Source organism: Rahnella sp. PD12R (genome assembly GCF_019200965.1).
Classification (GTDB): domain Bacteria; phylum Pseudomonadota; class Gammaproteobacteria; order Enterobacterales; family Enterobacteriaceae; genus Rahnella; species Rahnella laticis.
Genome location: NZ_JAHTMS010000009.1, coordinates 71,968 through 86,227, shown reverse-complemented (window position 1 = coordinate 86,227; position 14,260 = coordinate 71,968). Strand labels below are relative to the sequence as shown.

Annotated in this window: 11 protein-coding genes; 7 read left to right on the top strand and 4 right to left on the bottom strand. The window is 51.5% G+C overall.

Annotated features, from left to right (window positions below; genetic code table 11):
- Window positions 1-125 precede the first annotated feature (125 nt).
- Window positions 126-3,416, top strand: a complete 3,291-nt coding sequence (rne, locus tag KWG64_RS17910) for a ribonuclease E (protein WP_218522672.1) — start codon at window positions 126-128, stop codon at window positions 3,414-3,416.
- Window positions 3,417-3,500: 84 nt separating this feature from the next.
- Here the strand turns inward: rne and KWG64_RS17905 are convergent, their stop codons facing one another.
- The gene (locus tag KWG64_RS17905; protein WP_152325593.1) at window positions 3,501-3,788 is read right to left on the bottom strand and encodes a putative quinol monooxygenase; all 288 of its coding nucleotides are present in this window, start codon (window positions 3,786-3,788) and stop codon (window positions 3,501-3,503) included.
- A gap of 224 nt (window positions 3,789-4,012) precedes the next feature.
- Between KWG64_RS17905 and pyrC the strand changes: the two genes are divergently transcribed.
- The 6 genes from pyrC to KWG64_RS17875 all read left to right on the top strand — a co-directional run bounded on the left by pyrC (window position 4,013) and on the right by KWG64_RS17875 (window position 8,768).
- Window positions 4,013-5,062 carry a dihydroorotase gene (pyrC, locus tag KWG64_RS17900; protein WP_218522671.1) on the top strand — a complete coding sequence of 350 codons (1,050 nt, stop codon included), beginning with the start codon at window positions 4,013-4,015 and terminating at the stop codon, window positions 5,060-5,062.
- Window positions 5,063-5,144: 82 nt separating this feature from the next.
- Window positions 5,145-5,399 carry a DNA damage-inducible protein I gene (gene dinI / locus KWG64_RS17895; RefSeq protein WP_013576257.1) on the top strand — a complete coding sequence of 85 codons (255 nt, stop codon included), beginning with the start codon at window positions 5,145-5,147 and terminating at the stop codon, window positions 5,397-5,399.
- A 346-nt stretch (window positions 5,400-5,745) separates the two neighbouring features.
- Window positions 5,746-6,000, top strand: a complete 255-nt coding sequence (bssS, locus tag KWG64_RS17890; protein WP_013576258.1) for a biofilm formation regulator BssS — start codon at window positions 5,746-5,748, stop codon at window positions 5,998-6,000.
- Window positions 6,001-6,143: 143 nt separating this feature from the next.
- A complete protein-coding gene (solA, locus tag KWG64_RS17885) occupies window positions 6,144-7,259 on the top strand; it encodes an N-methyl-L-tryptophan oxidase (RefSeq protein WP_218522670.1) in 1,116 nt (371 codons plus the stop codon).
- Window positions 7,260-7,465: 206 nt separating this feature from the next.
- The gene (locus KWG64_RS17880) at window positions 7,466-8,134 is read left to right on the top strand and encodes a LuxR C-terminal-related transcriptional regulator (RefSeq protein WP_195814038.1); all 669 of its coding nucleotides are present in this window, start codon (window positions 7,466-7,468) and stop codon (window positions 8,132-8,134) included.
- Between the two features lie 169 nt (window positions 8,135-8,303).
- Complete coding sequence (locus KWG64_RS17875) at window positions 8,304-8,768, top strand: MarR family winged helix-turn-helix transcriptional regulator (RefSeq protein ID WP_195822843.1); 465 nt, start codon at window positions 8,304-8,306, stop codon at window positions 8,766-8,768.
- Here KWG64_RS17875 and KWG64_RS17870 read toward each other — a convergent pair.
- From KWG64_RS17870 to KWG64_RS17860, 3 genes are read right to left on the bottom strand one after another with little or no spacing between them, the layout of a single operon-like run.
- Window positions 8,765-9,805 (bottom strand): AI-2E family transporter, encoded by a 1,041-nt coding sequence (locus KWG64_RS17870; RefSeq protein ID WP_218522669.1) that lies wholly within the window; start codon window positions 9,803-9,805, stop codon window positions 8,765-8,767. The genes KWG64_RS17875 and KWG64_RS17870 overlap by 4 nt on opposite strands.
- 27 nt (window positions 9,806-9,832) lie before the next feature.
- A complete protein-coding gene (locus KWG64_RS17865; RefSeq protein WP_218522668.1) occupies window positions 9,833-12,928 on the bottom strand; it encodes an efflux RND transporter permease subunit in 3,096 nt (1,031 codons plus the stop codon).
- Window positions 12,929-12,937: 9 nt separating this feature from the next.
- Window positions 12,938-14,080: an efflux RND transporter periplasmic adaptor subunit gene (locus KWG64_RS17860; RefSeq protein WP_218522667.1), complete on the bottom strand. Its 1,143-nt coding sequence runs from the start codon at window positions 14,078-14,080 to the stop codon at window positions 12,938-12,940.
- Window positions 14,081-14,260: the final 180 nt, after the last annotated feature.

The window sequence follows — 14,260 nt, the reverse complement described above, 5'->3', positions numbered from 1 at the left end:
CCTATGCAAGCGACAGCCGTGAGGTTGACGATTTGCGAGAAGACTCGGGGCCAACGGTTTATCCGGTCATGAGGTCATTTTGCCCGCAGCTCTGTCAATAATGGAATAATAATGAGTAAGTTAAGATGAAAAGAATGTTGATCAACGCGACTCAGCAAGAAGAGTTGCGCGTTGCCTTGGTAGATGGACAGCGACTGTATGATTTGGATATTGAAAGTCCGGGCCATGAGCAGAAAAAAGCGAACATTTACAAAGGTAAAATCACCCGCATTGAACCAAGTCTGGAAGCGGCATTCGTAGATTACGGTGCGGAAAGGCATGGTTTCCTCCCTCTGAAAGAAATTTCCCGCGAATATTTCCCAAGTAACTATTCCTCCCATGGCCGCCCGAACATCAAAGATGTTTTGCGCGAAGGTCAGGAAGTGATCGTTCAGGTTGATAAAGAAGAGCGTGGAAATAAAGGCGCAGCGCTGACGACGTTTATCAGCCTGGCCGGTAGTTACCTGGTTCTGATGCCAAACAATCCACGTGCTGGGGGAATTTCCCGCCGTATTGAAGGCGACGACCGTACAGAATTGAAAGAAGCGCTGTCTTCACTGCAATTACCTGATGGCATGGGTCTGATTGTTCGTACCGCAGGCGTTGGCAAATCTGCTGAAGCTCTGCAGTGGGACCTGACTTTCCGCCTCAAGCATTGGGATGCCATCAAGAAAGCCGCTGAAGGCCGCCCTGCTCCTTTCCTCATCCATCAGGAAAGTAATGTTATCGTCCGCGCATTCCGTGATTACCTGCGCCCGGACATCGGTGAAATCCTCATCGATAACCCTAAAATTCTCGATCTGGCAAAAGAGCACATTGCTGCACTTGGCCGTCCTGATTTCAGCAGCAAAATCAAACCTTACGTTGGTGAGATCCCGCTGTTCAGCCATTATCAGATTGAATCCCAGATTGAATCTGCTTTCCAGCGTGAAGTGCGCCTGCCTTCCGGCGGCTCGATTGTTATCGACAGCACTGAAGCCCTGACGGCTATCGACATCAACTCCGCACGCGCAACCCGCGGCGGCGATATCGAAGAAACCGCATTCAATACCAACCTTGAAGCCGCCGATGAAATTGCCCGTCAGTTACGTCTGCGTGACCTCGGTGGTTTGATTGTTATCGACTTCATCGATATGACGCCAGTTCGCCACCAGCGCGAAGTGGAAAACCGTCTGCGTGATGCCGTTCGTCAGGACCGTGCGCGTATTCAAATCGGTCGCATTTCCCGCTTTGGTTTACTGGAAATGTCCCGTCAGCGCCTCAGCCCGTCACTGGGTGAATCAACGCACCACATCTGCCCACGTTGCGCAGGTACAGGTACCGTTCGTGATAACGAGTCCCTGTCGCTGTCGATTCTGCGTCTGATTGAAGAAGAAGCGCTGAAAGAAAATACCAAAGAAGTTCATGCGATCGTTCCGGTTCCTATCGCTTCTTACCTGCTGAACGAAAAACGTGAATCGGTGAATGCCATCGAAAAACGTCAAGGCGGCGTCCGTGCAGTGATCGTTCCAAACGATCAGATGCAAACCCCGCACTACCATGTTCTGCGCGTACGCAAAGGCGAAGAAATCTCTGCACTGAGCTATCTGTTGCCACAAATTCACGAAGCAGAAATGCTGCAACCTTCTGAAGAGTTGCCGACTGAGCGTCGTCGCCCTGAGCAACCGGCACTGGCTGCGTTTGCCCTGCAAAGTGAAGCACCTCCGTCCAGCTTTGAACAGGAAACCGCTGTTGAAGAACCGGTTAAAACCCGTACCACAACGGTTAATGCGCCAGCCGCACCAGCAGTTGAGAAATCCGGTTTTGTCAGCCGTCTGCTGAGCGGGCTGAAAAGCTTGTTCGCACCGGAGCCACAGCAGGAAGTTAAACCTGTTGAAGCGCCGAAAGAAGCTGAAGCCACTGAAACTGAAAATCGTCGTAACAACGAACGCCGTAACCAGCGTCGTCAAGGCGGACGTCGTGATCGCAACGGTGAACGTGGCGAACGCAATGACCGTGGCAATCGTGGTGAAGGCCGTGAGAATAATCGTGATAATCGTGGCGAAAGCCGTGACAACCGCGAAAATAATCGCGAGCAGCGTGATGATCAACGCCGCAACCGTCGTAACCAGGAACCTGTTGTTAGCGAAAGCCGTAACGAAGACGTTGAAACTGCACCGCGTGAAGAGCAGCAGCAACAACCTCGTCGTGAGCGTTCGCGTCGCCGTTCTGAAGATAAGCGCAAAACACAGACTGAAGAAAAAATTCAGGATGCTGTTGTTGTAGAGCAAATCGCCGCGCCGGTCAGTGATGAAACGGAACAAGAAGATCGTCAGCCAGCTCAGCGCCGTCAGCGTCGCCAGTTAACGCAGAAAGTTCGCTTCGAATCAGAAGAAGTTGATCACGAAGCAGAAGCTGCTGCACAGTTACTGATTACCGGTACACGCCCTGCGGCTCCGGTATTTACTGAACAGGCACCTTCTGAAGCGGAAACAGTTAATGCAGCTGAAGGCGAAGAAAACCTGAATGACAACAGCCGTGAAAACGGTATGCCACGTCGCTCACGTCGTTCTCCGCGCCACCTGCGTGTAAGCGGTCAGCGTCGTCGCCGTTATCGTGATGAGCGTTACCCGACTCAGTCGCCAATGCCTCTGACCGGTGCGTATGTTTCTCCGGAAATGGCGTCAGGTAAGGTCTGGATCACTTACCCGGTTGCGCAGTCATCTGAACAACAGTTTGCAGAAACTGAAGCGCCAGAAGTGCTGACACAACAGGTTGAAATCGCTCAGGTCAATACGCCGGTTCTGAATGAAACAACTGAAGTTGAAGCCACTCCGGTTGAGCAAACTCTTGCGGTTGAAGCAGTTCCGGTTACTGAAGCAGTACAGCCGGAAGCACCAGCGGAAGAAAATGTTGTGCCTGAAATTGCACAACCTGTTGCCGAAGAACCTGTTCTGGTTGAACCTGAAACTTCAGAGCCAGTTGACGAGACACCGCGCGTAGAAGTTGCACCGCAAGCACACGAACCGGTTGTTGTTGAACCAGCGCCTGTTGTTGCTGAACCTGAAGTTCAGACTCCGGTAGCAGCAGAACCTGAAGTTAACGCTGAGCCTGTTGCTCCGGTACAGTACGCCGCAGAAACAGCGCCAGAGGTGAAAGCCCCTGCTCATGTTGAAACTTCTGTCTCTCAAGCTGTCGTTGCTGAACCACGCTTTAAACATCATGCCACTGCACCGATGACCAAAGCGCCAGCCCCTCAGTATGTTCAGGAACCTGCCCGTCACAGCGACTGGGTTCGTCCTGAATTCGGCTTCGAAGGTAAAGGTTCTGCCGGCGGCCATGCAGCAGTAAGCACTGCAACGGCACCAGCAACCAAACCTGAAATGCCTTCTGAGTGATGCGTTGAAAATGCTCTAAACAAAAACCCGCCTTGGCGGGTTTTTTTATTATTAAGCAACAATGACTGGCAGATTGAGACGTTTTCAGGCCAGGGTTTTCAGACGGCGAATAGTCAGTTCTTCCAGTTTACCTTCGAGACTTTTGGCAAAATGCTGAAAATGCTCTGTCTTGTTGTGTTGCTTCAGTGCATCTTCAGAAGCCCAGCGCTCGTAAAACACGAACGTCCCTTCCTTATCGAGATCCCCGTGCAGTTCATACTGCAGGCACCCAACCTCCTGACGGCTGGGTTCAATAACGTCAAGCAAAGCTTCTGTTACCTGTTTTTTAAACTCTGGTTTAGCAACAATTGTGGCAACAACTCTGATTTCCATACTGGTTCTCCTGTTGTTTTTTGTCTTGCTTCCACAGTGCCTGGAAGCACTTTGACTAAAATCTACGCCCACTATGAACCTTTCGATACATTGATTTCAATACGAACTTTATTTAACAGATGCAACACAACGGTTTTACGCTTATTCTTGTTCCCCGCCGTTAATGCTCCCATTACCGCACCTGATTCCCAACATCTTGTCTCTCAATGCCGGAGTTTTGCCTGATGACCGCCACACCGCAAGTTTTGAAAATCCGCCGCCCAGATGACTGGCATATTCACCTTCGTGACGATGAAATGCTCAGCACCGTGCTGCCTTTCACCAGTGAAGTCTTTGGCCGCGCGATTGTTATGCCCAACCTGACGCCTCCGGTAACAACCGTCGCAGCAGCAATCGCCTACCGCGAACGTATTATGGCTGCACTGCCGAAAGAGCATAACTTCACCCCATTGCTGACCTGCTACCTGACGGATTCTCTGGATCCTGATGAGATCTCTCAGGGTTTCGAGCAAGGTGTATTCACTGCCGCAAAACTCTATCCTGCCAATGCAACGACCAACTCTCAGCACGGTGTCTCTGATGTTAAGGCGATCTATCCGGTGCTGGAACGCATGCAAAAAATTGGCATGCCTTTGCTTATCCACGGTGAAGTTACTCACAGCGATGTGGACATTTTTGACCGTGAAGCGCGCTTTATTGATGAAGTGATGGATCCGGTACGCCGCCAGTTTCCTGAACTGAAAATCGTGTTCGAACACATCACGACCAAAGAAGCGGCGCAATACGTTCTGTCCGGCAATCAGTACCTCGGCGCGACCATTACGCCTCAGCACCTGATGTTTAACCGTAACCACATGCTGGTGGGTGGCGTACGCCCTCACCTGTTCTGCCTGCCAATCCTGAAGCGTAATGTTCATCAGCAAGCCCTGCGTGAAGTGATTGCCAGCGGTGCCGATCGCTTCTTCCTGGGCACGGATTCTGCGCCACACACCAAAGGCCGCAAAGAATCGAGCTGCGGCTGCGCAGGCTGCTTCAACGCCCCGCTGGCACTTTCAGCTTACGCGACCGTTTTCGAAGAAATGAATGCACTTCAACATTTTGAAGCGTTCTGCTCCCTGAATGGCCCGCGTTTCTACGGCTTGCCGCTCAATGAAGACTTCATCGAACTGACGCGTACGCCAGTCACCCAGCCAGAAGAAATTGCGCTGGGCGATGAATGCGTTGTGCCATTCCTCGCAGGACAAACGCTCAACTGGAAAGTGACGTCGTACTAAAATACGATTCTCTTCAACTCTGTATTGCACCGATCCGGATTTGACTGTATAAATATACAGTCAAATCTATTCAGGAGGTCCTATGCGTGTTGAAGTCACAATCGATAAAACCAAGCCTCTGCCTGCGGGTGCGTTAGATGCCTTATCGGGTGAATTGAGTAAAAGAATTAACAAACAGTTTTCCGATCGCGAAAATAAAATTCAGGTTCGCTACGCCGGCGCAAATAGCTTGTCCGTGCTGGGGGGAGCCAAAACAGATCGTGATCTTATCGAAGAAATTCTCCAGGAAACCTGGGAAAGTGCAGATGACTGGTTTTCAAATCAGAATGATGAGTAACTGCATGAATTTTTTCAGAACGCACTCAGATTCAATACCTTATTAATAATAATCAGGTTTATTAAAACCCGCCGTAAGGCTATTTGCGTATTTCACCGGGCGTCGCAGTCCGGTTTTTTCATTCTCTTCGCTCGTATAAAAAACACCCAAATTAAAAAGTAATTTTGGTTAAACTCCAGATTATTCTGACTCCCGGATAATCAATACAAATTATTTACAATTAAAACCTCTCAAACCTCTCCATAAATTGCGTTAACTGTTTATACTGAAATAGCTCACCTGATAATGAGCCGCATTGATCCTCAGATAGTCACTCACGTCAGTCACTACAATATAAGGGGTCTATATGGACAGAAATGATGAAGTTATTCAGACACACCCGCTTGTTGGTTGGGATATCAGTACCGTCGACTCTTATGACGCCATGATGATACGTCTTCATTACCTGTCTTCAAAAGACCAGACACCCGAGGATGCTCAGGTAGACAGAACTTTATGGTTAACTACCGACGTTGCCAGGCAGCTGATCAACATTCTCGAAGCCGGTATCGAAAAGATAGAATCTAACGAGTACGAATACAGTGATCACCGAAAACACTAAGTTTTACCTGTCAGCCTGAGGCACCAGCGATTTCATCCTGGTGCCTTTTTCTTTACCTCTGCTCCCTTGCCTTCCCTGCCGTAAACTCACTATCATGCCCGTAGTCAATTTGTTAAAAAATTTCGACAGAGGAGCATTTGGTTATGGATTATGATCTCATCATCGTTGGCAGCGGTTCAGTCGGGTCGGCTGCGGGCTATTACGCCACACGTGCCGGGCTGAAAGTGCTGATGATAGACAGCGCAATACCTCCTCATCAGGCAGGCAGCCATCACGGCGAAACGCGGCTTATCCGCCACGCGTATGGTGAAGGTGCCCGTTACGTTCCCATGCTGCTGAGAGCACAAACGCTCTGGAATGAACTGGCTGAGCTAAGCGGTGATAAAGTCTTTCACCGCAGCGGCGTGTTGAATATTGGCCCTGAAGATTCCGAATTCATCGGCAATGTGAAAACTAGCGCTGAAACCTACAACCTGAACACTCAGTCTCTTAACGCGGCTGAAATTCGCGAAAAATGGCAGCTGTTTACTTTACCAGACGGCTATTGCGGCGTTTTCGAACCTGACTCTGGTTATCTGCAAAGCGAAATGGCCATCAACGCTTACATCCGCCTCGCGCGCGAAGCGGGCTGCGGGCAGCTGTTCAACTGCCCGGTCGACGATATCCGCTGGGTTGATGGCGGTGTTGAGGTCTCCACAATCGATGGCGTTTATCATGGCAAAAAACTGGCCGTGACCGCCGGAACCTGGGTGACAAAAATCCTTCCGGAGTTACCGGTGAAACCTTTACGCAAAGTTTTTGCCTGGTTTCATGCCGATGGGCGTTACAGCGAGGAAAATCACTTCCCGGCCTTCACGCTCGAAACCCTGCAAGGTGATCAGTATTACGGCTTCCCTTCCGTAAAAGATTCCTTAAAGCTCGGAAAACATAATGGTGGTCAGTGGATCACTGAGCCGCAAGAGCGTAAACCTTTCGGCGGATTCAGCCAGGACGGAACGGAATCCTTCAACTTTTTCCGCCACTTTTTGCCGGGTGTTGGGGTGAGTTTACGCGGCGCGTCATGCACTTACGACATGACCGCAGATGAAGATTTCATAATCGATACATTGCCGGGCAGAGAAAACACACTGGTCATTTCAGGTTTAAGCGGCCACGGATTTAAATTTGCCAGCGTATTAGGTGAAATAGTGACTCATTTCGCTAACAATCATCCTATTCCTTTCGAGCTTGAACCTTTCTCCCTTTCCCGATTCAATTAATGTAAAGATGTTTCAACCGTCGTTAATATTCTTTCGACGGTTGTCATTTTATTTCCGCGAAGAGTCATTTTTAAGTTTCACTTTGAACGAGATCAATAGACCGGTATTTCCGAATTGACAGCATTATAGAAAAAAACCTATGCTAGATGCAGAAATCACAGGAGTGGTTTCCACGCGTAAATGATACGCCTGAACAAGGACGTCGAATGAAACTCTCTATTATTGAACCCTGTGGATTCACCCGGTTAGGAATTTTCTCTTATCTTGTTGAGAATAATAATCTCGACATTATTGATACTGTGAATATTTCTCAGGCACTCAATTCACTGACAGAATTTCAGCCTGACGTTATTCTCGTGAATATGACGCAGTATTGTCATAACGCTGAATTATCATTGGAATTGAAGGCTTTCTTTGAGTTCCGCCATACCGCCAGAATATACTGTTATATTGATGCGAATTATCCGGACAGTGATGCGCCGATTGCTATCACCCGCGAAGTTTTCGTTCTCAATAAACAGTCATTAACGCAATTATTACAAGAGATTGCCGCAGACCCGGAATCCTTTATGCCGGAAAATAACTTCGGCATTCCAAGAACCCTGTTCAGCGATCAGGAAATTCTGGTGATGGGGTACTGGATGTCGGAAATGCCGAACTACCGGATTGCCAGAAAATTAAATATCAGCAGCCGCACCGTGTATGTTCATAAGCGCCATCTGGCTCAGAAAATTAAAGTCCGGAACCGGCTGGAATTCTGTTTTATTTACAATCTGATCAAGTATTTATTCTGGCCGATTGATGACATTTCCGCGACACCCATTAGCCGCCAGATTAAAGACGATCTGTTAATGATTTACAAAGCACACAGCTAAATCATTCACATAATGCCCTGAACAATCAGGGCATTTTTATATACTCGCCTTCCTGATTTCCATTCAGTTTCACACCTTCAGACATCAGCGGTTTACGCGGTTGCACTCTGCGGGCAGAGGCATACAATAAGTTTAAAATTAGCAGCCTTATCTTGAGCAGCCTCATAACATGAAACACTCCGCTTCTGAAGATGTCACCCCAACAGAAATTACAGAAACGTTGCTTTCCGTAATCCGTCTGATGCGCAAACAAGTTGACGCAGCAATGTCCGCACAGGGCCTTTCCCTGGCTCGTGGAAAACTTCTGTCCGCCATCGCGCATGAAGGTACCTGCCGCCCCGCAGAACTGGCTCTGGTGCTTCAGCAATCTCCCCGAACCATCACCGATGCGATTGATGCCATGGACCGGGACGGTTTGCTGGTGCGCAAGCGTCATCCGACCGATCGCCGTTCACAATTGCTGGAATTAACGGAAGCGGGAAAACAGGCGTTAGAACAGACTAAAAAACCGAAGCAGGATGCCATCGACCGGTTGTTTGACGGGCTGGATTTACCGGCCCGTCAGCAACTCATGGCCTCTTTGCAAAGTATTGAAACGCACGCAGTGCGCATTGAAGAGTTAAACAAGCTTTAGCGTTTTCTTGCAGCGCCATCACCCAGCAGAACGGCAATCTTATGCCCGGCGGCCGTGGGTTCAAGCGCTATTTTCAGCACGATGGTTAGCGGCACGGAGAGCAGCATTCCGACCGGCCCCATCAGCCATCCCCAGAAAATCAGGGACATAAAGACCACCAGCGTCGAAAGCCCCAGCCCGCGCCCCAGAATTTTGGGGTCGATAATGCTGCCAAAAACAAGGTTAATCAGTACATATCCTCCTGCCACGACAATCCCTTCACTGAAGCCGTTGAACAAGAACGCCTGAATAACCGGCGGGATTGCCGCCAGAAAAGAACCGATATTGGGAATATAATTCAGCGCAAACGCCAGCATTCCCCACAGAAACGCAAACCGGATCCCCGTCGCTGCCAGCAGCGCCCAGACCGCCAGCCCGGTGACCACGCTGATTAACGTTTTGATCACCAGATAACGCGTCACGCTGTCGAGCGCCCTCTGAACGTTTGCCATCCCCTTTCCCGGTTCATCCGACATCTGTTCAATTTTGTACGGCAACTGCGGCACTTCGAGCAGCATAAAAGCCACCGTCATCAGTAACAGAAACAAACCCGCCATCGCGTTAGACAGATAGCTGATGAGTTTACTGACCAGGTTCAATGTCGCTGCCGGGTCGATATAACTGGCCAGCTGATCAGGCGATAACGTCAGGTCGCTTTGCCCGGACAGTTCCTCGAGATAACTGAGTTTTTCGACGATCAGGCCGCGATACTGCGGCAGCGTGCGCGCAAATTCATTGAGCGTCACCAGCAGTTTGGTGGTCATGAAAGCCATCAGGCAGATCACCAGCGTCGCCACCAGCAAAACGGCGAGTGCGCGCGGCACCCGACATTTCCCCAGCAGCACAATCAGCGGATTCAAAACAAAAGCCAGAAACAGCGCCAGAATGAAGGGTACGATGATGTCCGCCGCAGATTTAATTCCCGCGAAAATCACCACCAGCATCGCCATCATTACGACGATTTTCAGTCCCTGAGTCGTCACGATCGTTTTACGCAAATCTTCCTCCTGATGCGGCCCAGTTTTTTAACGGGATTTCACCCATTCCCGCAGACGCTGAACATGCACATACAGCGACGGAATAAACAAGATCCCTACCGTCGTGGACAACAGCATTCCGCTAAATACCGTGACACCAATGATGTGCCTGCTCATCGCGCCAGCACCCGATGCCAGTACCAGCGGCAAGACGCCCAGAATGAACGAGATTGCGGTCATCATGACGGCGCGGAAACGTTGCTTCGCGCCGTCCTGCGCCGCTTCACGGATAGTGGCGCCCTCTTCCCTTCTGGCTTTCGAAAACTCGACAATCAGTATGGCATTTTTCGCCGCCAGCCCGATGAGCAACACCATACCAATCTGAGCATATACGTCGTTGCTCAGACCGGCCAGATGCAGACCACCGACGGCGCCGAATACCGCAAAGATCACCGAAATCATCACCACCAGCGGTATGCTCCAGCTTTCATACTGGGCGACCAGGAACAGATAGGCGAAAAGCAGCGCCGCGGCATAAATCACAATAGCCTGACCGCCCGCCTGAATTTCCTGCAACGACATCCCGGTCCACTGATAACCATAACCGGCGGGCAGTTTCTCGCTCAGGATATGTTCCATTTGCGTCATCGCCTCCCCGGAACTCACGCCCGGCGCTGCGGAGCCGCTGATCGCCAGTGACGGGAACTGGTTATATTGCGTAATAAACGGTGCGCCGAGAGACGGCGTCAGACTGACCATTTTCCCCAGACTGACGAGAGAACCGTTATCACTGCGCACGGTCAGCGTCGAGATTTGATCTGCACGCTGGCGATCTTCCATCTCATTTTGCATCTGCACGTTGAACAAACGGTTGTTGATGATGAAATCGCTGACATTGATCCCGCCGAGCGATGTCTGCAACGTACCGAAGATCCGGCTGACCGGAACCTGCAATTGCGCAGCACGATCGCGATCCACGCTGAGTGCAATTTCAGGCACGGACGCACTGAATGTCGTGAAGACGCGGCTCAGTTGCGGATCCTGATTTGCCGCCTGAATCAGCGCCTGTCCGGTCGCCGCCAGTTCCTGCGGTGATTGTCCGCGTAATGCCTGTAAGCGCAAATCCAGCCCGGAAGCCGTACCTAGCCCGGAAATGGCTGGCGGGTTTATCGCCATAATCATCGCAGATGGAATGCCCGCCATCGCCGGTTGCAACCGTCCGATAACCTGATCCACGCTGCTGCGCTCACCCCAGGGTTTCAGCAAAACAATACCAAAGGCAGAATTCGGTGAACTCCCGCCGCTCAGCAGGCTGAATCCGCTGATCGCGATGACATCTTCAACCGCATCATCTTTCCCGAGGATCGCCTTCATCTGCCCGAGAACCGTATCGGTACGGTTAAGGGACGCGCCGTCCGGTAGCTGCACATTTACGAAGAAATAGCCCTGATCTTCATCTGGCAGGAAAGATTTCGGCAAGCTGCTGTAACCCCATGCACACAAACCGGCGATCGCAATCACGCTCACAATACTGGTCAGCACATTTTTGCTGATCCCGCGTGCGGCTTTGACATAGGTATCGCGCACGCTGTCCAGCCCGTTATTAAAGAGCTGGAAGAAGCGCGCAGGTTTCTCCGGACGGGGCTTGAGTAATGTTGCGCACAGCGCCGGAGTCAGCGTTAATGCGTTAATACTTGAAAGCACCACCGCCGCAGAAAGCGTCACCGCAAACTGACGGTACAGCGCACCGGTAATCCCCGGCAGCACGGCAATCGGCACGAATACCGCCAGCAGAACCACGGTAGTGGCAATAACTGGTCCGGCAATTTGTTTCAGTGCCAGACGTGTTGCTGCTACCCTCCCGAGCGATGGGTCTTCGACCATCAGCCGTTCGACGTTTTCGACCACGACAATCGCATCATCGACCACGACCGTCAGCGCCAGAATAATAGCGAACAGACTCAGTGTATTGGCCGAATATCCAAAGATGTAAAGCACGGCAAATGTGCCGAGCAAAGAGACGGGAATGGTCAGCGCAACAATGAACGTGGCGCGCAAACTTTGCAGGAACAGGTAAACAATTGTCAGAACGACGATGAACGTCAGCACCAAAGAAACAACGATTTCATCCAGCGTCGCGCTGACAAACCGTGTGGAGTCGAATTTGATTTCATAAGTCAGATCGTCCGGGAAGTAACCCGCCTGACGTTCCATTTCCGCGCGCACCGCATTGGCCACATTTAGCGCATTGGCACCCGGTGCAGGATAAACTGACAGGAAGGCGGACGGCGTCTGATTCAGCGTGGCGTTGACCTGATAATCCTGTGCACCCAGTTCAATGCGCGCGACGTCATGCAAACGCACCGTCCCGCCGTTAGCATTTTTGCGGACAATAATATTGCCGAACTCTTCCGGCGTACTCAGACGTCCTGCCCCGCTGATAGTCAGCGTTTGTTGCTGCAGGGACGGGCTTGGCGAAGCGCCAATCTGACCGGCCGCCGCCTGCACGTTCTGGCTCTGGATTGCCGAACTGATTTCCATGCTGCTGACATCCAGTGCTTCCATCTTGCGCGGGTCGAGCCAGATTCGCATGCTGTAGTCACGGGAACCAAACACGCGAACATCGCCGACGCCGTCGATACGCGCTAAAGCATCGCGCAGCTGGATGCTGGCGAAATTGCTGATAAACAGCATGTCGTGGGTATGTTTCGGGGATAACAGGCTGATCCCGAGTAAAATATTGGATGCCTGCTTACGCACGGAAACGCCAGTATTCAGCACTTCCGGCGGGAGCTGAGAGCTGACCTGAGAGATACGGTTTTGCACTTCAACCGCCGCAGTATCAGGATCCGTTCCGCTGGCAAAGGTAATCGTCAGCGAGTAACTGCCGTTATTGCCGCTGTTTGAGGACATATAGAGCATATTGCTGACGCCGTTGACCTGCGCTTCAATGGGCGCGGCAACAGATTCTGCGACGTCACGCGCACTGGCGCCGGGGTAAATCGCGCTGACAGAAACAACGGGCGGCGTGATGTCCGGATATTGTTCCACCGGGATCACCTTGAGCGCCACGGCACCAATCAGCGCCGTGACCAGCGCGATGACCACCGCAAAGCGCGGTCTTTTAATGAATTGCTCGAGCATAGTTATTCCTTAACCTTTTTTTGCCGGCGTCGCCGGAGCACCCGAGGCGTCCCGCACATTCACTTTCATCCCTGGCTGGATCCATTGCAGCCCTTCGGTGACCACTTTTTCTCCTCCCTGCAAACCTTCCAGAACGAAATATCCCTGTCCGGTCTGCGCGCCCAGGCGGACAGGCCGTTTCTCAACCTGCTGCTCAGCATTCACCAGCAAAACAAAGTGGCCGGTGGCGTCCTGCTGTAAAGCCGCGGCTGGCAGAACCGGAAGTTTCTGTCCGGAGCGTGGTGCTGCCAGCACGTTAACGGAGCCACCCGGCAATAAACGGTGATCCGGATTCTCAACGGTCAGCCTGACGGGCAATGTGCCGGTTTGTGTATCAATGCGGTTTCCCAGGGATTCAAATTTCGGTGTTTTCAGGTACGGCGAACCATTCGATAAACGCAGCGAAAGCGTCATGTTATCCGCCGCGAAAGCGTCCTCAAGCGAACCGCTGCTCTGGCTGGCACTGAGCACATCGCGTTCGTTAACGGAAATCACCACACGAACCGGATCGAGCTGAACAATTTCAGTCAGCGCGCCGCTCGCCGGATTCACCAGACTGCCGGTGTGATAATGACTCACGCCAATGCGCCCGGAAATAGGTGCCGTAATGCGGGTAAAGCTCAGCTGTAATTCCTGAGTTTTCAGGGCGGCCTGAGCCTGCGCAACGGCGGCCCGGGCGGTATCGCGTGCGGCAAGTGCGGTATCCACATCGGACTGACTGACCGTCCGTGCATCGCCCAGACGCTGAATGCGGTTCAGGTGCGTCTGCGCATGTCGGGCCGTGGCGTTCGCACTGTCGAGCTGCGCTTTCGCCTGCGCCACCGCGGAGTGATGCAGCGCGGGGTCGATTTCGTACAGGACATCCCCTTCTTTAACCAGCTGACCTTCCTGGAAAGCCCGCTTCGAAATAAAACCTTCCGTGCGGCTGACAACATTCACCGCCTGAACAGCCTCAAGGCGGCCAAGATAAGTACGGCTGACGCCATCAGTTTGCGTTGCGATAGTCGAAGTCGTCACCGTCGGAACAGATTGCGCATTCGCGACAACCGGAAGGGATAAAAACAGGGCCAGCAGTGGGGATAAGGCTGCATGACGGCATATTGCAGGAAACATAGTGTCACTCTCCGTGTCAGGTCGGATGCCGGTTATGTTGGGTCAGGAAAGTGCACGCACCGGCTCATATCCATTTTAGTAGATAAAAAAATTCCTAATCAGAATTTTCGGAGATTATAGAGGTGATGACTTTCCATAAACTGATCCCGATCAGTTTGCATAATATCCCGTGATTTCTTT

Bases quoted from the DNA above. Each gene is read 5' to 3' on its own strand.
- rne (WP_218522672.1), top strand. From the start codon at position 126: ATGAAAAGAATGTTGATCAACGCGACTCAGCAAGAAGAGTTGCGCGTT.
- KWG64_RS17860 (WP_218522667.1), bottom strand. From the start codon at position 14,080: ATGTTTCCTGCAATATGCCGTCATGCAGCCTTATCCCCACTGCTGGCC.
- solA (WP_218522670.1), top strand. From the start codon at position 6,144: ATGGATTATGATCTCATCATCGTTGGCAGCGGTTCAGTCGGGTCGGCT.
- KWG64_RS17905 (WP_152325593.1), bottom strand. From the start codon at position 3,788: ATGGAAATCAGAGTTGTTGCCACAATTGTTGCTAAACCAGAGTTTAAA.
- KWG64_RS17875 (WP_195822843.1), top strand. From the start codon at position 8,304: ATGAAACACTCCGCTTCTGAAGATGTCACCCCAACAGAAATTACAGAA.
- pyrC (WP_218522671.1), top strand. From the start codon at position 4,013: ATGACCGCCACACCGCAAGTTTTGAAAATCCGCCGCCCAGATGACTGG.
- bssS (WP_013576258.1), top strand. From the start codon at position 5,746: ATGGACAGAAATGATGAAGTTATTCAGACACACCCGCTTGTTGGTTGG.
- KWG64_RS17865 (WP_218522668.1), bottom strand. From the start codon at position 12,928: ATGCTCGAGCAATTCATTAAAAGACCGCGCTTTGCGGTGGTCATCGCG.
- KWG64_RS17880 (WP_195814038.1), top strand. From the start codon at position 7,466: ATGAAACTCTCTATTATTGAACCCTGTGGATTCACCCGGTTAGGAATT.
- dinI (WP_013576257.1), top strand. From the start codon at position 5,145: ATGCGTGTTGAAGTCACAATCGATAAAACCAAGCCTCTGCCTGCGGGT.